The organism is Streptomyces sp. PsTaAH-124, assembly GCF_000373685.1.
In the GTDB taxonomy this organism is placed as follows: domain Bacteria; phylum Actinomycetota; class Actinomycetes; order Streptomycetales; family Streptomycetaceae; genus Streptomyces; species Streptomyces andamanensis.
In genome coordinates, this window is the sequence record NZ_KB892159.1 from 276,608 (window position 1) to 299,235 (window position 22,628).

Annotated in this window: 16 protein-coding genes; 8 read left to right on the top strand and 8 right to left on the bottom strand. The window is 73.0% G+C overall.

Annotated features, from left to right (window positions below; genetic code table 11):
* The first annotated feature begins 3 nt into the window (after positions 1 to 3).
* The 5 genes from B086_RS0105685 to B086_RS0105705 all read left to right on the top strand — a co-directional run bounded on the left by B086_RS0105685 (position 4) and on the right by B086_RS0105705 (position 5,985).
* Positions 4 to 1,260, top strand: a complete 1,257-nt coding sequence (locus B086_RS0105685; protein ID WP_018565440.1) for a cation:proton antiporter — start codon at positions 4 to 6, stop codon at positions 1,258 to 1,260.
* A gap of 197 nt (positions 1,261 to 1,457) precedes the next feature.
* On the top strand, positions 1,458 to 2,639 hold the full coding sequence (locus B086_RS0105690; protein WP_018565441.1) for a hypothetical protein: 1,182 nt from the start codon (positions 1,458 to 1,460) through the stop codon (positions 2,637 to 2,639).
* Between the two features lie 161 nt (positions 2,640 to 2,800).
* On the top strand, positions 2,801 to 3,844 hold the full coding sequence (locus B086_RS0105695) for an ABC transporter substrate-binding protein (RefSeq protein ID WP_018565442.1): 1,044 nt from the start codon (positions 2,801 to 2,803) through the stop codon (positions 3,842 to 3,844).
* 69 nt (positions 3,845 to 3,913) lie between these two features.
* Positions 3,914 to 4,918: a FecCD family ABC transporter permease gene (locus tag B086_RS0105700; protein WP_026252140.1), complete on the top strand. Its 1,005-nt coding sequence runs from the start codon at positions 3,914 to 3,916 to the stop codon at positions 4,916 to 4,918.
* The gene (locus tag B086_RS0105705; protein ID WP_018565444.1) at positions 4,915 to 5,985 is read left to right on the top strand and encodes a FecCD family ABC transporter permease; all 1,071 of its coding nucleotides are present in this window, start codon (positions 4,915 to 4,917) and stop codon (positions 5,983 to 5,985) included. Before B086_RS0105700 ends, B086_RS0105705 begins: the two co-directional genes overlap by 4 nt.
* A gap of 96 nt (positions 5,986 to 6,081) precedes the next feature.
* Here the strand turns inward: B086_RS0105705 and B086_RS0105710 are convergent, their stop codons facing one another.
* A complete protein-coding gene (locus B086_RS0105710) occupies positions 6,082 to 7,620 on the bottom strand; it encodes an MDR family MFS transporter (RefSeq protein WP_018565445.1) in 1,539 nt (512 codons plus the stop codon).
* Between the two features lie 180 nt (positions 7,621 to 7,800).
* Positions 7,801 to 9,243, bottom strand: coding sequence for an aldehyde dehydrogenase (locus tag B086_RS0105715; RefSeq protein ID WP_018565446.1), 1,443 nt, complete (start codon positions 9,241 to 9,243; stop codon positions 7,801 to 7,803).
* 200 nt (positions 9,244 to 9,443) lie between these two features.
* Here B086_RS0105715 and B086_RS39240 point away from each other — a divergent pair, with 200 nt between their 5' ends.
* The gene (locus B086_RS39240) at positions 9,444 to 9,995 is read left to right on the top strand and encodes a TetR/AcrR family transcriptional regulator (RefSeq protein ID WP_234029261.1); all 552 of its coding nucleotides are present in this window, start codon (positions 9,444 to 9,446) and stop codon (positions 9,993 to 9,995) included.
* Here the strand turns inward: B086_RS39240 and B086_RS0105725 are convergent.
* Both B086_RS0105725 and B086_RS0105730 read right to left on the bottom strand, forming a co-directional pair.
* A complete protein-coding gene (locus tag B086_RS0105725) occupies positions 9,988 to 10,662 on the bottom strand; it encodes a TetR/AcrR family transcriptional regulator (RefSeq protein ID WP_018565448.1) in 675 nt (224 codons plus the stop codon). The two genes, B086_RS39240 and B086_RS0105725, sit on opposite strands and share 8 nt — an antisense overlap.
* A 178-nt stretch (positions 10,663 to 10,840) precedes the next feature.
* Positions 10,841 to 11,677, bottom strand: coding sequence for an alpha/beta fold hydrolase (locus B086_RS0105730; RefSeq protein ID WP_018565449.1), 837 nt, complete (start codon positions 11,675 to 11,677; stop codon positions 10,841 to 10,843).
* 251 nt (positions 11,678 to 11,928) lie between these two features.
* On the opposite strand from B086_RS0105730, the gene B086_RS42210 reads away from it, so the two are divergent.
* Both B086_RS42210 and B086_RS0105740 read left to right on the top strand, forming a co-directional pair.
* Complete coding sequence (locus B086_RS42210; protein ID WP_078530988.1) at positions 11,929 to 16,011, top strand: RICIN domain-containing protein; 4,083 nt, start codon at positions 11,929 to 11,931, stop codon at positions 16,009 to 16,011.
* Between the two features lie 207 nt (positions 16,012 to 16,218).
* Entirely contained in the window at positions 16,219 to 17,469 is a 1,251-nt protein-coding gene (locus B086_RS0105740) for an alpha-L-fucosidase (RefSeq protein WP_018565451.1), read from the top strand.
* A gap of 27 nt (positions 17,470 to 17,496) precedes the next feature.
* Here B086_RS0105740 and B086_RS0105745 read toward each other — a convergent pair whose 3' ends face one another.
* The 4 genes from B086_RS0105745 to B086_RS0105760 all read right to left on the bottom strand — a co-directional run bounded on the left by B086_RS0105745 (position 17,497) and on the right by B086_RS0105760 (position 22,580).
* Positions 17,497 to 17,952 carry a peptidase inhibitor family I36 protein gene (locus B086_RS0105745; RefSeq protein WP_018565452.1) on the bottom strand — a complete coding sequence of 152 codons (456 nt, stop codon included), beginning with the start codon at positions 17,950 to 17,952 and terminating at the stop codon, positions 17,497 to 17,499.
* Between the two features lie 70 nt (positions 17,953 to 18,022).
* Positions 18,023 to 18,868, bottom strand: a complete 846-nt coding sequence (locus B086_RS0105750; protein WP_018565453.1) for an SDR family NAD(P)-dependent oxidoreductase — start codon at positions 18,866 to 18,868, stop codon at positions 18,023 to 18,025.
* Positions 18,865 to 20,868, bottom strand: coding sequence for an FHA domain-containing protein (locus B086_RS0105755; protein ID WP_026252141.1), 2,004 nt, complete (start codon positions 20,866 to 20,868; stop codon positions 18,865 to 18,867). Before B086_RS0105755 ends, B086_RS0105750 begins: the two co-directional genes overlap by 4 nt.
* A 98-nt stretch (positions 20,869 to 20,966) precedes the next feature.
* On the bottom strand, positions 20,967 to 22,580 hold the full coding sequence (locus B086_RS0105760) for a serine/threonine-protein kinase (RefSeq protein ID WP_018565454.1): 1,614 nt from the start codon (positions 22,578 to 22,580) through the stop codon (positions 20,967 to 20,969).
* Between the last annotated feature and the right edge of the window lie 48 nt (positions 22,581 to 22,628).

A 22,628-nucleotide genomic window follows, 5' to 3' on the forward strand; every position in this document is an offset into this window, starting at 1 on the left:
CACATGCACTCCGCTGTCTTCCTCATCGAGTTCGGTGCGATCCTCCTCGGGCTCGGTCTGCTCGGCCGGTTCGCCGGGCGGCTGCGCTTCTCCCCGATCCCCCTGTACCTGCTGGCCGGTCTCGCCTTCGGGGAGGGCGGGCTGCTGCCGCTGGGCGCCAGCGAGGAGTTCGTGGCGATCGGCGCCGAGATCGGCGTCATCCTGCTGCTGCTCATGCTCGGCCTGGAGTACACCGCCAGCGATCTGGTCTCCAACCTCAAGACCCAGTACCCGGCCGGTCTCGTCGACGCCACCCTCAACGCGCTGCCCGGTGCCCTCATGGCACTGCTGCTGGGCTGGGGACCGGTCGCGGCCGTCGTGCTCGCCGGTGTCACCTGGGTCAGCTCCTCCGGAGTCATCGCGAAGGTGCTCGGCGACCTGGGCCGGCTCGGCAACCGCGAGACACCCGTCGTGCTGAGCATCCTCGTCCTGGAAGACCTGTCCATGGCCGTCTACCTGCCCATCGTGACGGCCCTGCTCGCGGGCAGCGGTCTGGCGGCGGGCAGTGTCACCCTGGGCATCGCCCTCGGTGTCGCCGGACTGGTGCTGCTGCTCGCGGTCCGCTTCGGCCGGCACATCTCCCGGTTCGTCTCCAGCGACGACCCCGAGAAGCTGCTCCTGGTCGTGCTGGGCCTGACCCTGCTGGTCGCCGGTGTCGCCCAGCAGCTCCAGGTGTCCGCCGCAGTCGGTGCCTTCCTGGTCGGCATCGCGCTGTCCGGTGAGGTCGCCGAGGGCGCGCACCATCTGCTGTCGCCGCTGCGCGACCTGTTCGCCGCGGTGTTCTTCGTCTTCTTCGGACTGCACACCAACCCCGCGGACATCCCGCCGGTGCTGCTGCCCGCCCTCGCCCTGGCCGCCGTCACCACACTGACGAAGATCGCCACCGGTTACTGGGCCGCCAAGCGGGCGGGCATCTCCGCCAAGGGCCGCTGGCGTGCGGGCGGCACCCTGGTCGCCCGCGGTGAGTTCTCCATCGTCATCGCCGGGCTCGCGGTCACCGCGGGCACCGAGGCGTCGCTCGGCCCGCTGGCCACGGCGTATGTGCTGATCCTGGTCATCCTCGGTCCGCTGACGGCCCGTTGGACGGAGCCGCTGGCGCGGCGCCTGGTCGCCCTGCGGCGCGAGCGGGGACCCGTGCGCGAGGAGAGCGCCGAGGTCGCCACGGTGCCGGGTCCGCGCACCGCGGTGGAACACCGGCACGACACCGCCGATCCGTCCTGAGCGGACACGACGAGGCATGTGCGTCGGGGGCCGGGGAAGTGTCAGAACACCCCGGCCCCCGGCCGTGTCCCGTGACTTCGAAAGGTGCCTCTTTGCCCGATCCACTACGCTGCCACCAGCCGCATGGCCCATAATCCACAATTCGACGTCAAGTCGCGTCCCAGCCAACCGCGGCACCACGAGAAGAGGCCAACACCATGCCCGAACCCACCGTTTCGCCCGACCTGGCGGCGCAGTACACCGCACAGGTGACCGGGGATCTGGAGCGCAACCTGCGGGAGCAGGACCGTATCAGCGCCGAAATCGCTTCACTTCAGGAGCAGTTGACGGTGCTGCGGCGTGACCACGATGTGCTGGTGAACATGCAGCAGGCGCTCGGCAAGGCCGCGGCGGCCTCGGACCGCGCGGCGTCGGAGACACCCTCGGCGGCCGCATCGGAGACGGCCACCGGCACCGTGCCCGCCCCGCGCCGCAGGACCGCGGCCAAGACCGGCGCGACCAAGTCGGCCGCCGCCAAGGCGACCGCCACCAAGACGACTGCCGCCAAGGCGTCTTCCGCCAAGGCGGGTACGGCCAAGCCCGGCGGCGCGAAGTCCGGCCCGGCGAAGACCGCCACGAAGACCGCCACGAAGGCCGCCGCCAAGACGGACGCGGTCGGCACGGACGCGGCCGAGCCGGAAGCCAAGTCCAGCACGGCCAAGACCGAGACGGCCAAGTCCGCCGCCGCCAAGACCGAGACGGCCAAGTCCGCCGCCAAGCCCGCGGCGGGCAAGAAGGCCGCCGCTCCGGCCCGTGGCACGAGCAAGAAGGCGGCGGTGTCCAAGTCCGCGGCCCAGAAGCCCGCCACGGAGAAGTCCGCTCCGGAGAAGGCCACGGCAGACAAGGCCACGGCGGACAAGCCGGCCGCCTCGAAGACGGCGGCCACCAAGGCGACCACCGCCAAGCCCTCGACCGCCAAGTCCGCGACCGCGAAGCCCGCGAACGCGAAGTCGACGGCCGCCAAGCCCGCCGCCAAGCCCGCCGTCACGAAGTCCGCCGCGAAGGCCACCACGAAGGCCACCGCCAAGGCCGGGGCCGGGGCCGGGGCCGGGGCCGGGGCCGGTCAGCCCACGCTGGTGGAACTGGTCCGCCGTCACCTCACGGAGCAGACCGAGCCGCGCTCGGCGGCGGAGGTCACCGCCGCGCTCGACAAGGCCCACCCGGAACGCGGCGTCAAGACCACCGTCGTCCGCACCACCCTGGAGGGGCTCGTGGCCAAGAACCACGCGCACCGCTCCAAGCAGGGCACGTCGGTCTTCTACACGGCCAACGACGCCGCCGCGCAGTCCCCGGCCGTCCCGGCACAGCCGCAGGCCCAGCCGGAAGCGGCCACGGCCTGAACCCCGGCCGGTTCCGGCGGGTCCGGACGCGACACCCCCGGACCCGCCGGAACCGGCCGAACGGTGCAGGTGGGAGGGTGACAGGCAGCTCATGGCGGACACACATGGCCCATGTAAGGTGAACCTATCCTTACTGCTGCAAAGTCCCCTGTGGAGTGCACATGTCCCTTCGGCGCCGCGCCCCTGTCGCTGTCGCTCTCGCTGTCGTCGCCGCTCTGTCGGTCTCCGCGTGCGGCGGCGGTGACTCCTCCGGCGACAAGTCCTCCTCCAGTTCCTCCGCCGGAGGCGGTTCGAAGTCGGTGGCGAAGGGCGGCAAGGAGTTCGGGAGCGCCGCCCAGAAGACCGCGGCGATGGGCACCGACGCCAAGCCCGGTCAGTGGCCGCGCACCATCAAGCACGCGATGGGCACCACCGAACTCAAGAAGCGGCCCGAGCGCGTGGTCGTCCTGGACGTCGGCGAGCTGGACAACGTCGTCTCCCTCGGCATCAAGCCGGTCGGCGTCGCCTACACCGAGGGCTCGCCGCACCTGCCCTCGTATCTGAAGGGCGCGGGCGCCCCCAAGAGCGTCGGCACCATCAACAGCCTCAACCTGGAGGCGATCGCGGGGCTCAAGCCGGACCTCATCCTGGGCAGCCAGCTGCGCGCCGCCGACTCCTACGACGAGCTGTCGAAGATCGCGCCCACCGTCTTCTCCATCCGGCCCGGCTTCACCTGGAAGGAGAACTACCTGCTGAACGCCGCCGCGCTGGACCGCACCGCGCAGGCGAAGGCCGCGCTGGCCGCGTACGAGAAGCGGGCCCACGAGCTGGGCGCGAAGCTCGGCGCGCACAAGCCGTCGGTGTCCATGGTGCGTTACATGCCCAACGGTGTGATCCGGCTGTACGCCAACGACTCGTTCATCGGGACGATCCTGAAGGACGTCGGTGTGCCGCGGCCCAAGAACCAGGACATCGCCGACCTGGCCGCGGAGATCAGCGCGGAGAACATCGACAAGGCCGACGCCGACTACATCTTCAGCGGTGTCTACGGCAACCCGGACGCCACCTCCCGGAGCAAGGCCCGCGGCAACCCGCTGTGGAAGAACCTGAAGGCGGTCAAGGCGGGGCACGCCTACGACGTACCGGACGAGACCTGGTACCTCGGACTCGGTGTCACCGCCGCCGACTCGGTCCTGGACGACCTCCAGAGGTATCTGAAGCCCTGACCCGGACCGAGCCGGACGCGGACCGGCCGGACCCGGACCGATCCGGACGAGAGAGAGTGAGCGCGGCCCATGTCGCCCCCCAACCGCCGCCGAGCGGCCTGGCTGCTTGCCGGAACGATCCTGCTGTTGGGCTCCGTCCTGCTGAGCCTCGCGGTGGGCAGCCGGCAGATCGCGCCCGGCACGGTGTTCCAGGCCCTGCTGCACGGCGGCACCAGTGACGACGCCCAGGTGGTCAGGGCCCTGCGGGTGCCCCGCACGGTGCTCGGTGTCCTGGTCGGCGTCGCGCTCGCCCTCGCCGGAACGGTGATGCAGGGCATCACCCGCAACCCGATCGCGGAGCCCGGCGTCCTCGGTGTCAGCCAGGGCGCCGCGGCCGGTGTGGTGTGTGCCATCGCCTTCTTCGGCGTGCATTCGACGACCGGCTACGTCTGGTTCGCCTTCGCGGGCGCCGTCGTCGCGGCCGTGGCCGTCTACGCCGTCGCCAGCGGTGGCCGGGGCGGGGCGAGTCCCGTCAAACTGGCGCTCGCGGGGGCCGCGATGAACGCGTTCCTCGCCTCGGTGGTCTCCGGCGTCGCCACCACCCGGGCCCGTGTCCTGGACGAGTTCCGGTTCTGGCAGGTCGGTTCGCTCGACGGGCGCGGCGGCGCGGTCGTCTCCGAGATCTGGCCGTTCCTGCTGGCCGGTGCGGTGCTGGTGGTGATGCTGGCCCGCGGGCTCGACGCGCTCGCGCTCGGCGACGAGGCGGCCCGCGCGCAGGGCCACCGCGTGGTCCGGGTACGGGCCCTGGGCGCGCTCGGCGCCACCGTGCTGACCGGCGCGGCGGTGGCCGCGGTCGGCCCGATCGCCTTCACCGGCCTCGCCGTCCCGCATCTGGCCCGCGCCCTGGTCGGCGGCTCGCACCGCTGGGTGCTGCCGCTGGCCGCGCTGCTCGGGCCGGTGATGCTGCTCTGCTCCGACGTGCTGGGCCGCGTCGTCTTCCCCCCTTCGGAGGTCCCGGTGGCCGTGATGACCGCGGTGCTCGGTGTGCCGTTCCTCATCGCCCTCGTCCGGCGGCGCGCGGCGGTGGCCGCGTGAACCGCACCGGATCCGTGTCCTACGCGCCTGCCGGGCACGCCGCGCTGCGGGTGCGGCGGGCCAGTGTCCTCGTGCACCGCCGGGCGGTCCTCGTCGCGGGCGCCCTGGCCGTCCTGCTGGCGTGCGCCTGTGTGGCGTACCTGTGCACCGGCGAGTCCTTCGTCGCGCCGGGCGAGGTGGTCCGGGTGGTGCTCGGGCAGCCCAGCCCGGACGAGCTGGTCGTGGGGACGCTGCGGCTGCCGCGCCTGGTGGTCGGGCTGCTCGCGGGCGCCGCGTTCGGCATCGCGGGCGCGACGATCCAGACGGTCGCCCGCAATCCGCTGGCCAGTCCGGACGTCATCGGTGTCACCCACGGGGCGGGGCTCGCCACCGTGACCGCGATGAGCTTCGGCCTGGTCGCCCACGACGCGCTGCCCTATGTCTCGGTGGCGGGCGGCCTCTCCGCCGCGCTGCTGGTGTATGTGTTCGCCTGGCGGCGCGGGCTGCACGCGTCGCGGTTCGTGCTCATCGGCATCGGTGTGTCGGTGGCGCTGGGCTCGCTGACGCAACTGGTCCTCACCAAGGGCGATGTGGTGGTGGCCCAGCAGGCGAAGGTGTGGCTGACCGGTTCGCTCAACAGCCGGGGCTACGACCAGGCGGGCCCGCTCGCCCTCGTCCTGCTCTGCGCGCTGCCCGCGGTGGTGTGGGCGTCCCGCGCCCAGCGGGGCGCGTCGCTGAGCGACGACACCGCGCGCGCCCTCGGCATCGGCCTGAACGGGGTCCGGCTCGGGCTCACCGCGCTCGGCGTCGTCCTGACGTCGGTGGCGACCGGGGCCACCGGGCCCGTCGACTTCGTCGCCCTGCTCGCCCCGCAGATCGCGCGCAGGCTCACCCGGACCACGCAGATCCCGCTGGTGTCCTCGGCGCTGACCGGCGCGCTCGTCGTGGTGGTCGCCGACCTGCTGGCCCGGCGCCTCTTCCACCCCGTGGAACTGCCCGTGGGCGTCCTCACGGCGGCGGTCGGGGCGCCGTATCTGATGTGGCTGATCGCCCGCACCGGGCGGCGGTCGCGGGGCGCCGCCTCCTGAAGCGCGCCGACGGGACCGGACCTCTTGAGGTCCGGTCCCGTCGGCGTTTCCGCGCCCGCTCCACCGCCGGCCGGGGGAAGGGGCGCGCGGGCCCGGTCAGGCGACCGCCGCCCGGTCGTCGCTGTCCGCGGCGGCGGCGCTGCCGGTGACCGGTGCCGTGGCCGCGCGGGGCCGCCCGAGGGCGAGCGCGAGGACGGTGCCGACCGCGAGGGTGGGCGCGATCCACAGGAAGCCGGTGCTCGTCGCGTGGGCGAAGGCGTCCAGGGCGGTGTCGCGGAGCGCGCCGGGGAGCCGCCCGATGGTGTCCGGGCGGGACGGGTCGAAGCCGCCGCCGGTGGGCAGGGCGCGGACGCCGTGGGCGAAGCCGGTGGAGAGCAGGGTGCCGAAGACAGCGACACCGAAGGCCGCCCCGATCGAGCGGGCGAAGGTGACGACGGCGCTCGCGGCGCCGAGGTCGGCGGCGGGGACACTGTTCTGCACCGTGGTCAGGACGACCATCGGGACCATGCCCATGCCGACGCCGGTGATCAGGAAGTAGACGCCGAGGACGACGGTGCCGGTGCCGGCGCCGACGGTGCCCAGCAGGAGCAGCCCGGCGAGGTTGACGAGCAGACCGGAGACCAGGATCAGGCGCAGCCGTCCGGCGTGGGCGGCCCAGCGCCCGGCCAGGGACTGGCTGACGACCAGTCCGGCGACCAGCGGCAGCAGATGCACGCCCGACAGGGTGGCCGAGACCCCGTCGACGACCTGGAGGTACGTGGGCAGGTAGACCAGGACGCTGAACATGGCGGCGTTGGCCACGAAGCCGATCAGCGAGGAGAACACCACGGTGCGGGAGGTGAGCATGGCCACCGGCAGCACCGGGGCGGCGGCGCGGCGCTCGACGGGGATCAGGAGCACGGCCAGTACGACCGTGGCCAGGACCAGGCCGAGGATGGCCGGCGAGGTCCAGCCCCAGCGTTCACCGAAGGAGGTGACGAGGACGATGCCGGTGGCGATCGCGGCCAGCACCAGTGAACCGACGTAGTCGATACGGGCCTTGGCGCCCTTGGCACCGGCGGGCAGCACGCGGGCGGCGATGACCAGGGCGACCGCGCCGATGGGCAGGTTGATCAGGAAGGCCCACCGCCAGGACAGCTGGTCGGTGAAGATGCCGCCGAGCAGCGGTCCGACGATGCTCGCGACACCGTAGACGGACCCGAACATGCCCTGGTAGCGGCCGCGTTCGCCGGGCGCGACGATGTCGCCGACGAGCGCGAAGGTCAGCACGATCATGCCGCCGCCGCCCACCCCCTGGAGGGCGCGCGCGCCGATCAGTTCGGGCAGGTTCTGCGCCAGGCCGCAGGCGACGGAGGCGACGAGGAAGACCGAGGTGGAGGCCAGGTACAGGCGCTTGCGCCCGAACATGTCGCCGAGCTTGCCCCACAGCGGGGTGACCGCGGTGGAGGCCAGGAGATAGGCCGCGCTCACCCAGGCGATGTCGTCGAACCCGTTCAGGTCCTCGGCTATGCGGGGCAGTGCGGTCGAGACGATCGTCTGGTCGAGGGCGGCCAGCAGGACCGCGAGGATCAGGGCACTCATGGCCGCGGCGACGCCGCGTGCTCCGGGTGCGGGTGAGGGCTGTGCCTCGGACATCGGAGGGGTCCTTCGGGGAGAGAGCGGAAGAGGGAAGGAAGAGGGAAGAGGGGGGAAGAGGGGGGCGCGCGGCCGGAGGTGTCCGTGGTCCGGTCCGGCCGCGCGCGGCACGCGGGTGCCGTACGGAAGGTGGGGGCTGCCGGGGGCGGGAGCGCCGAAGGGGACGGGGCGCGGGGCGGGTCAGACGGTGACGGTCTTGTACTCGGTGTAGCTGCCGAGGCCGACGGAGCCGTACTCGCGGCCGATGCCGCTGGCCTTGAAGCCGCCGAAGGGGCCGTCGAAGCCGACCGAGGCGCCGTTGACGGTGACCGTGCCGGTGCGGATCCGCCGGGCCACGGCCAGGGCGTGTGCCTCGTCGGCGGACCAGACACCGCCGGACAGGCCGTACTCGGAGTCGTTGGCGATGCGGACGGCGTCGTCCTCGTCGTCGTAGGCGATGACGACCAGGACCGGCCCGAAGACCTCCTCCTGCGCGATCCGCATCGAGTTGTCGACGTCGGCGAACACGGTCGGGGTGACGTAGTAGCCGGCCTCCAGACCCGCCGGGACCTGCGGGCCGCCGGTGACCAGGCGGGCGCCCTCCCGGATGCCCAGCTCGACGTAGTCGATGACCCGCTGCTGCTGGTCGCGGCGGATCATCGGGCCGATGAAGGTGTCCGGGGCGCTCGGGTCGCCGACCTTGAGGGACTCCACCAGGTCCTTGAGCGCGGTCACGACCTCCTCGTAGCGCTCGCGCGGGGCCAGGATGCGGGTCTGCGCGATGCACGCCTCGCCGTTGTTGAGGAGCGAGGAGAACTTCAGTCCCGCGACGGCCGTGGCGATGTCCGCGTCCGGCAGGATCACCGCGGCCGACTTGCCGCCCAGCTCCAGGGAGACCCGCTTGAGCTGCTCTCCGGCGATCGAGGCGATCCGGCGCCCGGCCCGCGTCGAGCCGGTGAACGCGATCTTGTCCACGTCGGGGTGCGAGACCAGGTGCTCGCTGGTCTCCCGGTCCGCGGGCAGCACGCTGATCACGCCCTCGGGCAGCCCGACCCGCTCCAGCAGCTCGGCCAGGAAGCCCATGCTCAGCGAGTTCTCCGGAGACACCTTCAGCACCACCGAGTTGCCCGCGAGCAGCGCCGGGATGATCTTCGAAGTGGCCGAGGAGAACGGGGAGTTCCACGGGATGACCGCCGCCACCACGCCGACCGCCTCCCTGCGCACCACGCTGCGCACCGGGGACGCCGGGTCCGACGGGGTCAGGGTCTCCTCCCAGCCGAACTCCTCGGCCGCCTTCAGATACGCGTTCGCCTGCCGCGTGAGACCGGGCTGGCCCGCCTTGGTGAACCACAGCGCCGAGCCGTTCTCCCGGGAGATCAGCTCCGCGACCCGCTCCGCGTTCTCCTCGCGCAGCGCGTTGAACCGGCGCAGCACCGCCACCCGCTCGGCGGGGGCCACCGACGACCAGACACCGGCGTCGAACGAGGCCCGCGCCGCCGCCACCGCACGGTCGATGTCCGCGGGCCGCGCCTGCGCCGCCCGCCCGATCACCGATCCGTCGTGCGGCGACACGATCTCCAGCAGCTCCGCGTCGCTGGGCTCGGTCCAGGTTCCCGCCACGAACAGCCGGTCATACGTGATCATCACGATCGCTCCTTCGGTTCCGCAGGATCCGACACCCTGCGAGTGCTTCGCCATCTGTCCCATGACTGTAGCACTTCTCAGTGTTAGATAGACATAAGTGTGACTTGCAAACGCCATAGCTGTCCCACCAGAGGTACTTTTATGGAATGAGAGCCGACGCAGCACGCAATCTCGAAGCCGTTCTGACCACCGGGGCGCGCATGCTCGCCGCCGACCCGGGCGCGAGCATCGCGAGCATCGCCGCCGAGGCAGGAGTGGACCGCCGCACCGTCTACCGNCGCTTCGCCTCCCGCGAAGACCTCCTGGCCGCCATCCACCACTCCCGCCTGGNCGCCGTCGAAGACGCCATCACCGACGCACGGCTCCGCGAAGCACCCGTCGCCGTCGCCCTGCACCGCTACGTCGAGAACATCATCACCGTCAACCGCACCTGGCCCGTCGACCTCAGCCTCATGCTCACCGACGACGCCGTACGCACCCGCCGCGACCGCTCCGTCCACGAAGTCGACACCTTCCTGCGCCGCGCCACCGACGAAGGACTCCTCCGCCCCGGTGCACCCGAGGGATGGGCGGGGCCGCTGCTGCCCGAGCTGATCCAGCTGGCCGCCCGGCGGCAGACACACCTCAGCGCCGCCCAGGCCGCCGACGTGGTCGTCAGCACCTATCTGAACGGCTTGGGTCCGAACGGCTCGGGACGGGCACGGGAGGCCGCGCGGACAGCGCCGCGCGGCCGGGACCGGGCGGTCACATGAGCTGGAGGATCCCGGTGGCGGTCACATGCAGGGCGCGGCTGAGGCGGTCGGCGAAGTCGACGCGGGTGTGGGCGAGTTCGGGATCCTGCTGGGCTTCGGTGACGGCCGGGGAGGGGTGGGCGAAGGGCCAGAGTCCGGCGGTGAGCAGGATGGCGGTGGAGACGAGTTCGCGGGCGGCGGCGGGGGTGAGGGCCGTGAGGTGCTCGCGGAGGAGGGCGGCCAGGCGGTTCTGGGCGCGGGTGTGGGTGAGTTTGAACTCGCGTGCGGTCTCGGCGGAGAGATTGCGTTCGAGTTCGGTGCCCAGCGAGCTGAGGAGTTCGCACAGCAGGCGGCGGCGGGCGAGGGAGCGGGCCAGCGCGTCGGTCACGGACGCGGGCGACGCCGGTCCGGGCGGGGCGGCCGCGGCGAGGTCGGCGGGCAGTTCGTCCAGCCACTGGTCGAAGGACTGGTTGAGCAGGGCGAAGAAGACGGCCTCGCGGGTCTCGAAGTACCGTACGACGTTGGTCTTGGACAGGCCCACACGGCGGGCCAGTTCCCGCAGGCTGACGTCCCCGACCGGCATCTCCTCCAGCGACTCCGCCGCGGCCGCCAGGATCGTCCGCCTGCGCGCCTCACGCTGCTCCGCACTGCGCGCCCGCTGGAATCCCGCCGCTCCGCCGTCTGTCACTTCCGCATGCCCTCGCACTTCCGCGCGGCCCGGCCGTGCCCGGCACCGCTCGGGCCACTTTACGCCTCGGCCGGCGCGGTCCCGGGGGACGGCGCCGGCGGGGGTCACCTGGCGGAACCTGCGCGCGGGCGGCCCGGCGCCGCGCGGGCGCCGGGCCGCCCGCGGGGCGCCGTCGCGGCTACTTGGCGAGGAAGGCGAGCAGCGCCTCGTTCACCTCCGCCGCGTGCGTCCACAGCAGGCCGTGCGGGCCGCCCTCGACCTCGACGTAGTCGGCGGCGGGCAGCGCCTTGTGGAACGGCCGCGCGGTGGCCTCGACCGGCAGGATCCGGTCGGCGGTGCCGTGCAGGATCAGGGCGGGGACGTCGACCTTCGGGATGTCGGCGCGGAAGTCCGTGCCCCAGGTCAGCGGGGCGGCGGCAGCAGCGTACGCGCCGCCGCCCGCGGCCACGTCCCAGCTGTTGCGCACGGCCTCCTCGCTGATGCGGCTGCCGAGGGTGACGTCCAGGTTGTAGAAGTCCTTGTAGAACTCGGTGTAGTAGGCGTACCGGTCGGCCTGCACCGTCCGGGAGACCTCCTCGAAGAACTCGGCGGGCGCCGCGCCCTCCGGGTTCTCGTCGTTCTTGGTCAGCCAGGGCTCCAGCGAGGCCAGGAAGGCGACCTTGGCGAGCCGCGCGGTGCCGTACGTGCCGACGTACCGGGCGACCTCGCCGGTGCCCATGGAGAAGCCGACGAGGACGGCGTCGGTCAGGTCCAGGGTCTCCAGGACGGTGTTCAGGTCGGCGGCGAAGGTGTCGTAGTCGTAGCCGGTGGTGGGCTGGCTCGACTGTCCGAAGCCGCGGCGGTCGTAGGTGATGACGCGGTAGCCGGCGTCGAGCAGCGCCGCGGACTGCTTCTCCCAGGAGTGGCCGCTCAGCGGGAATCCGTGGATGAGGACGACCGGCTGGCCGGTGCCGTGGTCCTCGTAGTACAGGTCGATGTCGGTGGTGTTCTCCTGGCCGACCGTGATGAACGGCATGGTGTTCCCTTCAGAGGTGGAGCGCCGCGGTGGCGCCGTCCCGGTTCCGTCCACGCGGTGCCGGGCCGCGCTCCCAGGATGGCTTTGCCCGGCTCCGGCGGTATCCGTCTGATGACTCACGTTCTTCCTGCCTGTTCCGCGCCGTCCGGCGTCCGGCGCGACATGTCCGCAGTCAAATGACGTATCGCGGGCACGTGTGCCCGCGCGTGAACCCCCCGCTGTGGGCACACGTTGCACGAGGTGTGAGAGAAATGACATGTGCCGCCCGTGGGCGGCCCCGTGGAGCGCGCTCGACGGCATGGCTGCCGGGCGCGCTGGGCGCGCTGGTGCTCGCGCTGCTGCCCGCGCCCTTCGCCGCCGCCGCTCCGGTCACGGCCCCGGCCACCCCCGGTCAGGGGGCCGCGGGACGGGCCGCCGCCGCGGTCACGACGGCCTGGCACGACGGCGCCTTCCAGGTGGACCGCGCGCATGTGGTCCGCCGCTCGGACGTGGTGCTGGGCAGGCCCGGCACCGAACCGGCCGAGTCGATGCCGCTGGGCAACGGCGTGCTGGGCGCCGCCGTGTGGGCCGCGGACGGCTTCACGGCCCAGCTCAACCGCGCCGACACCTTCCCGGACCGCAGGTCTCCCGGCCAGGTGACGATCCCCGGGCTGAAGAAGCTCACCGGGGCCGACGACTTCTCCGCGCGGCTCGACCTGTACGACGGTGTGCTGCGGGAGAGCGGCGGCGGGATGACCGCGACCGTCTACACCCGCACGGACCGCGACGAGCTCGTGGTGGACGTCACCGGCGCCGACCCCGACAGCACCCAGACGGTGGGCGGCGACCTGTGGGAGGGCCGCTCGCCCTCGGCCGTCGCCTCGGGGCCGGTGGGCACACTCGCCGAGACCTGGCAGGACTCCGGGACCGGCGGCACCGGCGACACGTACGGCACGCTGCTCGCGGTCACCGCCGGGGGCCGCGACGTGACGTCCTCCGTGCGGGACGGCGACTCCGTGCAGGTGTCGTTCAAGCCGACCGCCGACGGCAGCTTCCGGGTCGTCGTCGCCGCGCCGCACTGGAGCGGCGGTGACGCCCCCGCGACGGCCGCCTCCTACCTGGGCACCGACGCCACCGCGTCCGCCTCCTCCCTGCTCACCCCGCACCTCGCCTGGTGGCACGACTTCTGGTCGCGGGCCGGGACGATGAAGATCGAGTCGGCGGACGGCACCGGCCCGTACCTGGAGAACCTGCGCACGGTCCACCTCTACCAGGCGGCGGCGAGCAGCCGGGCGGCCCTGCCGGGCACCCAGGCGGGCGTGGCCGACCTGTTCTCCTTCTCCCGCGACCAGCACGACTGGTCCCCGGAGAGCTACTGGTGGTGGAACCTGCGTATGCAGGCCGCCGCCAACCTCACCTCGGGTGTGTCCGAACTCAACACGCCGTACTACCGGCTGTACACCTCCAACCTGGCCGCGATCGAGGCATGGACGAAGGACCACATGTCCGGCCGCCCGGGTGCGTGTGTCCCGGAGACGATGCGGTTCAACGGCAACGGCTACTTCGACGGCGGCACCGCCAACGCCTCCTGCGAGGCGGGTGTCACCTCGTACAACGCGCAGACGGTCAGCACCGGCGCCGAGGTGTCCCTCGCGCTGTGGCAGCAGTACCGCACCACCGGTGACCAGGCGTTCCTCAAGGACGCCTATCCGCTGATGCGCGACAGCGCCCGCTTCCTGCTGTCGTACGCCACCACGGGCGCCGACGGGCTGCTGCACACCCGGGCCAACGCCCACGAGACGCAGTGGGACGTCCAGGACCCGGTCACCGATGTCGCCGCGATGCAGGCGCTGTTCCCGGTGGTGGTCTCGGCGGCGAAGGCGCTGGGCACCGACGCGGACCTCGTCACGCAGCTCACCGCCGCGCAGCAGAAGCTGCCGCCGCTGCCGCGCACCGACGCGGCCACCCACACCAAGGTCCTCACCCCGGACGCGGACGCCGCCGGGGACGACGTGATCGCCGTCTCCGCCCAGCCCACCGCCCCGACGCACAACTCCGAGAACCTCGACCTGGAACCGGTCTGGCCCTACGGCCTGATCGGCGACACCGGCCCGCTGCACACCCTGGCCGACCGGACCTTCGAGCACCGCCAGTACCCGAACGACGCCAACTGGAGCTTCGACGCGCTCCAGGCGGCACGCCTCGGCACGGCGGACGCGGTCAAGGACGGGCTCCTCTTCAACGCCACCAACCAGCTGTACCCGTCGGGGCTGGCCAGCAACAACAACGTGCAGGTGGGCCACGAGCCGTACAGCGAGAGCGGCGGGGTGATCGCCGCCGCTCTCAACGAGGCCCTGGTGCAGGACTACGACGACGTGCTGCGCATCGCGCCCGCCGTTCCCGCCGACTGGGACGTGGACGGCACGGTGACCGTGCACGACGGCGCGAAGGTGGACGTGCAGACGCGCGGCGGCACTCCGGTGACCGTGGTGCTCGAAGCCGGCCGGGACGCCTCGTTCGTCACCCGCAACCCGTGGCCCGGCCAGTCGGTGGGGGTGGTGGACGCCGCCGACGGCAGCACGGTCGTGCCGTTCTCCACCGCCGGTACGTTCACGCTGCCCGCGCGCGCCGGGCACGCGTATCTCATCGAGCGGCAGTCGGTCCCCGTCACCTCGCTCCCCTTCCAGCAGGTCGGCGGCGCACCGGCGGTGCTGCCCCGGCACCTGGGCAGGACGTCGGTCGGCCTGGACTTCCCGGTCTCCCCGGCGCCCGCCGGGCCCGTCGGCACCCTCGGCGCGGTCGGCGGCACATGTGTGCGCCACGCGGGCGGCCTGGCCAACGGCACACCCGTGCAGACCGGTGCCTGCGACGGCGGCGCCGACGAGCAGTGGATCGCCGGACGCGACGGCTCCCTGTGGGTGCAGGGCAAGTGCGCGATGCCCGCGGGCCGCGGCGGCGCGGCCGGCACCGCCCTGGTGCTGGCGGCCTGCGACGGCTCCGCCGTCCAGCAGTGGCGGGCGGGTTCCGGACGCACCCTGGTCAACCAGGCGTCCGGACTGTGCGTCGAGGTGAAGGGCTCGGCGACCGCCGAGGGCACACCGCTGCTCGCCCGCGTCTGCGACACCTCGGTGGCCGGGCAGCGCTTCGACCCGCCCGCCGTCCCGGCCGGGCCGCACGGCCACCTCACCGGCATCGGCGGCATGTGCGCCGACTCGGACGGCGGCAGCGCCGCGCCGGGCACCCCGCTCCGGCTGAACACCTGCGGCGGCGCCGAGTCCCAGCAGTGGACGGTGGCCCAGGACGGCACGCTGCGCGTGTTCGACTCGCGGTGCATGACGCCCGAGGGCGGCGGCACGGCGGGCAACGGCACCCCGGTGGTGCTGGCGGTCTGCGACGGCTCGGCCGCGCAGAAGTGGCACGCGGGCCCGGACGGCGGCGTGGTGAACGACCTGTCCGGGCGCTGCCTGGACGTCAAGGACACCTCGTCGGCCGTCGGCGCGGTCCTGTGGCTGTGGAACTGCGGTCCGGTCACCGACGCCAAGGTGTGGCAGCTCCCGGCCGCGCAGGGGCCGACCGGCCGCCTCGCCGGGTACGGCGGCAAGTGCGCCGACCTCGCGGGCTCCGGCTCTACCACCGCGCCCGGCACACAGGTGCAGCTGAACACCTGCGGCACGGGCGCCTCGCAGCAGTGGACGCCCGCCCCGGACGGCACCGTGCGCGTCCTCGGGACGTGCATGGCGCTCAGCGGCGGCGGCACGGTGAACGGCACCCGCGTGGTGCTGGCCGCCTGCGACGGCTCCGCCGCCCAGCAGTGGCAGCAGGCCGTGAACCACGGTCTGGTGTCGAAGAAGTCGGGTACGTGTCTGGACGCCACCGGGCCCAGCTCCGCCAACGGCACCCCGTTGCAGATCTGGGCCTGCGCGGGCTCCGACAACCAGCGCTGGCAGGTGCCCGTCCAGGGTCCGACCGGGCGGGTGACCGGCATCGGCGGCAAGTGCGCCGACCTCGCGGGCTCCGGCTCCACCAACACGGCCGGAACACAGGTGCAGTTGAACACCTGCGGCACGGGCGTCTCCCAGCAGTGGACCGCCGCCCCGGACGGCACCGTGCAGACACTCGGCGACTGCATGGGCGTCTCGGGCAACGGCACCGCCAGCGGTACCGCGGTCGTCCTCCAGGTCTGCGATGCCTCGGCCGGGCAGAAGTGGACGCCGCAGGCGAACGGCACCCTGGTCAACGCGCTGTCCGGGCGGTGCCTTGACGCGACCGGGGCCAGCTCCGCGAACGGCACCAGGCTCCAGATCTGGACGTGCGCGGCCTCCGAGCAGCAGAAGTGGCAGCTCCCGGCGGGCTGAGCGGCCCCGTACGACGACAGGCGCCCGGCGGAACGCTTCCGCCGGGCGCCTGTCGTCGTACCGCCCGAGGCCCGCTCGGGCTCCGGTGACATCATCGGCTGTCGGGGACAGAAGACAGACGCAAGACGCAAGACTCAAGAAGACAGACGCCAGAAGACAGACGACACCGGACCGGTGAAAGCCGCCGACCGCGCCAGGAGAGTTGCCGTGCCCACAGCGTCCACCGGATGGTTCGAGACCGCCCGCTTCGGAATGTTCGTCCACTTCGGGCTGTACAGCCTGGCCGCGCGGCACGAGTGGGTGCGCAGCCGGGAGACCATGTCGCAGGAGGCGTACGACCGTTATCTGGACCGGTTCGAACCGGATCTGTTCGACGCGCGCGAGCTGGCCCGCGCGGCACGCGCCGCGGGGATGCGCTACGCGGTGCTGACCGCCAAGCACCACGACGGGTTCTGCCTCTACGACTCGGCGCTGACCTCGTACACCTCCCAGCGGGCGGTCGGACGCGACCTGGTGCGGGAGTTCGTGGAGGCGATGCGCGCCGAGGGACTGCGGGTGGGGCTGTACTACTCGCTGCTGGACTGGCAGCACCCGGACTTCACCGTCGACGAGCACCATCCGCTGCGCGGCACCCCGGCCGCGGACGAGCCGCGCGACATGGCCCGCTACCGCACCTATCTGCACGGCCAGGTGCGGGAGTTGCTGACCGGGTACGGCCCGATCGACCTGCTCTTCTTCGACTTCACCTACCCCGGCAAGGGGCCCGAGGAGTGGGGTGCCGCCGAACTGCTCTCCATGGTCCGCGCGTTGCAGCCGGACATCCTGGTCAACGACCGGCTCGGCATCCCCGGCGACTACGTGACGCCGGAGCAGTACCAGCCCGACCGGCCGCTGGAGCGGGACGGCGCCCCGGTGACCTGGGAGGCCTGCCACACCCTGAACGGCTCCTGGGGCTACGACCGGGACAACCACGCGTACAAGGACCCGGCGCTGCTGGTGCGGATGCTGGTGGAGTCCGTGGCGTGCGGGGGCAACCTGCTGCTCAATGTGGGTCCCACCGGCCGGGGCGCCCTCGACCCCCGGGCGCGCGGGACGCTGGAGGCCATCGGCGCGTGGCTGGCCCTGCACGAGCGGTCGGTGCGCGGCGCCGGTCCGAGCGGCCTCCAGGCCCCGCCGCACACGCTGTGCACCCGGGTGGGCCACCGCCTCTACCTGCACCTGCTCTCCTGGCCGCTCGGCCACCTCCATCTGCCGGGGCTCGCGGGCCGGGTCCGCTACGCCCAACTGCTGCACGACGGCTCGGAGATCCGCTTCCACGAACTGGACGGCGCCGAGCACGAGCACGTGAACATGGCGCCGCCCGGCCAGCCCGCGGGCACCCTCACCCTCACGCTGCCCGTCGCCCGGCCGGATGTCCTGCTGCCGGTGATCGAGCTGGAGCTGGCCGAGGAGGAGTGAGCGGCCGGCGGACCGGAGACCGGCGGCTCAGGAACCGGGCCCGGCATCCTTCCAGATGCCGAGGCCACCGGCCTTGTTGTCGTAGCCGAAGTCGGCCAGGTTCGGCAGCTTGTGGAAGGAGGACACCCTGAGGCCGACCTGCGAGTCCCGCGGGTCGGCTGTCAGGGCCCAGACGTAGTTGGTGTTGTTCTTCACCGACGAGATGCTGCGGTACATGGAGGCACCGATGTCCACCTTGAGGTCGAGCCAGGTGTCCCGCTCGCCCCACCGGATGCCGACCGACTTGCCCTGGTAGTTGGCGTCGGTGTAGATGCAGAACTCGTACTTGGCGGCGTCGCAGCCCGAGCCGACGTTCCAGACGCCTATCTGGCCGGGGTTGTTCGCCGCCGAGGCGGACGCCGCCGTGGTGGTGCCCAGCGCGGTCACGCCCGCGGCGAGCACGGCCAGGCCGATCCCGGCGAGGCGCTTGTTGCGCAGCTTCACACTGTTCCCTTTGTTCGGTACATCGTTGATCGTTCTCCAAAGGATCAACGGATGCCGTGGGGCCCGGGGTTCACTCGGAGCCGAGGTTCGTCCCCGAGGGGAGGGGTTCCCCGGTCAGTGACTCGGCCAGCGCCCGCAGCCGGGCCCGGGGCGTCGCCTCGTACGCCTGCTCGTGCGCGCGGGCGGGCCGGTCACCGTCGTAGTAGCGGCCGGTGGCCTCGGCCAGTTCCGGGTCGTCGACGAGGCGCAGCGTATGGCGCGCGCCCTCCTCCAGCGTGCTCCGGGGCGGGAAGCCGGGCGGCACCATCTTGGTCGGCATGAGCGAGGCCGGGTGCACGGCGTTGACGGTCACCCCGGTCCCGCGCAGCCGTTCGGCGAGGTCGAAGGTGAAGGCGATCAGCGCCAGTTTCGCGCGCGCGTAGGCGAGCATGCCGTCCCACTCGCCGTGTTCCAGCATCACGTCGTCGAAGTCGACCGGCGCCTGTCCCCGGGAGGCGACGTTGACGACGCGGGCCGGGGCCGACCGCGCCAGCAGGGGCGCGAGCCGGCAGGCGAGCAGGTACGGGGCCAGGTAGTCGACCTGGAGGATCAGTTCGGCACCGTCCCGGCTCTGCTCGCGCACCGGCGGGGAGCCGATCCCGGCGTTGTTCACCAGGACGTCGAGCCGTCCGTGCCCGGCCGTGACCCGATCGGCGAGGTCGCGCACCTGGGCCAGCGAGGAGAAGTCGGCGCGTTCGTAGTGCAGACGGGGGTTGCCGGTGGCCGCGCGCAGCTCCGCCAGCAGGGCGGCGCCCTTCTCCGCGCTGCGGCCGTGCGCGATCAGTGTGTCGCCGCGCGCGGCGAAGGTGTGCGCGAGGGCGCGGCCGAGGCCGTCCGTCGCGCCGGTCAACAGGACGGTCCTGCGGGTGATGTTCACGGGGTGAGCGCCTCCTTGGGGGCGAAGGAGGGACCGGGCACCCGGGGGTCCGCCCGGGGGTCCGCCCGGGGGTCCGCGGGGCGGGCCACGTAGAGGGGCGGGTTCTCCTGGTAGAAGAGGTTGATGTCGGCCTCCTCGCCGCCGACGATCAGGGTGTCCCAGGCGCCGCTGGCCAGGAGGGTGCGCAGGGTCGACGGCCGGAGCCCGCCGAGATGGTCGCGGAGTTCCTCGTCGGTGGGCATGCCGGGGAGGCGGGGCGCCAGGCGTGCGCGGATGGCGGCCAGCCGGGTGAGCAGCGCGTCCAGGTCCGACGCCTCCCCCGCCCGGTCCGGGTCCGGGCCCGGGGCGGCGCCGGGGGCCGGGGCGGGGGACGGGGCCGGGCCCGGGGACGGCTCCTGGCTGGCCGCGACGATGTCCTTGATGGCCCGGGTGACGCCCTGATCGTCGGTGGTGACCATGGCGTTCCACGCGCGGCTCTTGTGCCGGTACTGGAGCATCGACATCGCCGCCTCGTGCCGGATGAAGTCCGCGTCGCGCAGCGGCTTGCCCCGCCAGGCGCGGCTGAGCGAGAGGGCGAGCGAAGTGGCCGAGGCCAGGCCGCTGTTGAGGCCGCGGCCGGGCCAGAAGTGGATGGCGTTGGCGGCGTCGCCCAGCAGGAATCCGTAGGTTCCCGGGTCCGTCGCGGTGGCCCGGCCGATCTGCGCGGTGAACCGGGGCCGCTGGACCATGTCCAGCCGGAACGAGGTGACGGCGCTGAGGTCGTCCTCGGCCACCCCGAACAGCCGCAGCCCCTCCTGGATCCGCCGCCACAGCGGCGAACCGCGCAGCAGAGCGGGCAGGAAGAGGGTGCCGTGGGTGGGGCAGACGAACTCGTTGTCGCCGTGGCGGCTCATCACACAGGGGCGCGCGGCGACACACTCCTCGAAGACCTGGCGCACGGGATCGATGCCGATCACGTTCCGGGCCTCCTCGCGGGTGAGCCGCATGTTCAGGAAGCCCTCGCCGCGCAGCGAGTTGAGCAGGAACCTGTTCTGCGCGACGGTCAGCAGCACACTCATCCGGTCGGTGAGCGAGGACTTGACCCGCAGTCCCAGGACCACGTCCTGGAGGTGTTCGCCGTCCAGGGAGTAGATGGAGGCGTCGGCCACGCCGAACCGGTCGGCGTAGTGCTCGCGGGTGCGGGAGCGGCCGCCCTCGCAGATCGCCAGGACATGGTCCCGGACGGGCCGCTTCTCGTACTCGGCGGCGTCGAAGCGCCGGGGCACGAGCCGGATCGCCGGTTTGCGGGCGGCGAGTTCCAGCAGCCGGTCCTCGACGTACGCGATCCGGATGTTGCGGGGCGGACGGCCCTCGACGGAGTCGGGTCCGACGGGCCACATCTCGGAGAAGTGCTCCGCGTCGCCGAACAGTGCCGTGCGCATCTCCTCGGTCAGCGCCAGGTACTGCCTGCTCTGGACGGTCACGACCTGCTGGCGGCGTACGTTGCCGTGGGTCTCGTCCTTCCAGACCACGGTGGAGCCGTGCTCGGTCCACCGTCCGTCGTGGACGGTGATGGACACCCGTCCCGGCAGCGCGTCCTCCAGCAGCAGGGCGAAGGCGAGTCCGACCGGGCCGCCGCCCGCGACGGTGACCCGGAGTTCCCCGGGGTCGGCGGCCGGTCCGGGACGGGGCGGGTCCGGCGGGGCCAGGGCCATGACCGTCTCCATGGCCTCCTCCGTGTCGAACAGGAAGGTCTCGTCACCGATGCGGATGATGTCGCCCGCGGTCAACGCGTGCCGTACGACGGGCTGTTCGTTGATGTACGTGCCGTTCTTGCTGGCGCGGTCGTGGAGGACGTGGGTGTCGCCCTCCAGGACGATCTCGGCGTGCAGCCGGGACGCGCTGGCGCTGACGATGACCACGTCGTTGTCGCTCTTGCGGCCGAAGCGCAGCGGAGCGGCGCCCAGCACCAGGCTCTGACCGGTGAAGGGACCGGTGCGTCCCACGATGACCGACGACACTCGTACTCCTGGAGGACACGGGAGAGGTACCGGGCCGGTCCGCCGACGGAACCGGCCCATCACCGGAACGGAATCCGGGACCCGCCGGGTTCACCTCCTCAGGAGACGCCGTCCGCGGACGGCTCGCAGGTCAGCGTGAACGGGACCGCGCCGGACACCGTCTGCGGCGAGGTGCGGATCTCCACCGCCATCGCGCTCGACAGCCTGCCCTCCTTCGCGTACGCCGTCAGCCGCACGGTCTCCTGATGGGTGCGGGGGCCGCCCGCCGGGAACGACAGGGTCCGCCAGCTCGGGTCGACCACGGCCCCGCCCACCGACACCCAGCGGTAGGCGAACCGCACGGGCGGCTCCGTCACGGTGAAGGTGGCCGTGAAGGCGGGCGCCTGCTCCGGCGGTGGCGGGCAGGCACCGGCGTACGTCGTGTGCGTCCCGCTGACCGTGACGGCCACGGGCTGCCCGGTCGCGGCGCCGGCACCGGGGCCGTCGCCGCCGGTGCTCCGGGTGGCGGCGTAGCCCAGTCCGGCGGCGAGCAGGACACACAGGGCCGCGGCGACGGTCAGCAACTGCCGGGTGCGCCGCCGGGTCGCGGGCCGGGTGGGAGGTGTGGAGGGTGGTGCGGGCTGCGGTGCGGCGGCGGTGCTCGTCACCGTGACGTCCGGTGCCGGGGGACGGGGCGCGGTGGGCTCGGTCCCGGGATGTGCGTCGGATGTCGGCGCCGCCGCGGCGCCCGTGAGGGTGGCCGCGCCCGTGACAGTGGCCGGGGCCGTGGCCATGGCGGTGGCGGTGGCCGTGAGGTGCGGGCCGGTGTCCGGTTCGTCGGCCGGGGTGAGCGCGGGGGCCGTGGGCGCGGTGTCCGTTCCCGGCACACCTCCGGCGGCGATGAGCCGCAGGTCCCGCGCGGTCTGTTCGGCCGTGGCCCGTTCGGCGGGGTCCTTGCGCAGGAGGGTTCCGATGACGGGGGTGAGCGGCCCGGCGAGGTGCGGGGGCGGCGGTTCCTCGTCGACCACCGCGCGCAGGGTCGCCAGGGCGTCGTCCTTGCGGAAGGGCGAGCGGCCCTGGACGGCGGTGTGCAGGAGGACGCCGAGCGACCACAGGTCGGCCTCGGCGCCCGGGGCGCGGCCCAGCGCCTGTTCCGGTGCGATGTACTCGGGTGAGCCGACGACCTCACCGGCCATGGTGAGCCCGGCGGTCCCCTCCATCCGGGCGATGCCGAAGTCGCTGAGGACCACCCGGCCGTCGTCGGCGAGCAGGACGTTGGCGGGTTTCACGTCGCGGTGCAGCACCCCGGCGCCGTGCACGGCGCGCAGCGCGGCCAGCACCTCGGCGCCGATCCGCGCGGCCTCGCGGGGCTCCAGTCTGCCCCGGGTGCGCAGCAGGTCGGCGAGGGAGCGGCCGCGGACGAGTTCCATCACGATCCAGGGGCGGCCGCCGTCGGTGACGACGTCGTGCACGGTGACCACGTTGCCGGCCGCGACCCGGGCGGCGGCCCACGCCTCGCGCTCCAGCCGCGCGTACAGCCGCCCGGCCTGGGCGGCGGGCAGTCCGGCGGGCGCGCGCACCTCCTTGACGGCGACCTCGCGGTGCAGCACCTCGTCGTGGGCGCGCCACACGACGCCCATGCCGCCCTCGCCGAGGACGGACAGCAGCCGGTAGCGGCCGTCGACCAGTTGCTCGGGGCTCCCGCCCGGGGACGTCTCGTCCTGCTGGTGCATCGGAGCGGTTCTCCCTCGCCTTCGGCCTCGCCGTGCCACGGGGACGTT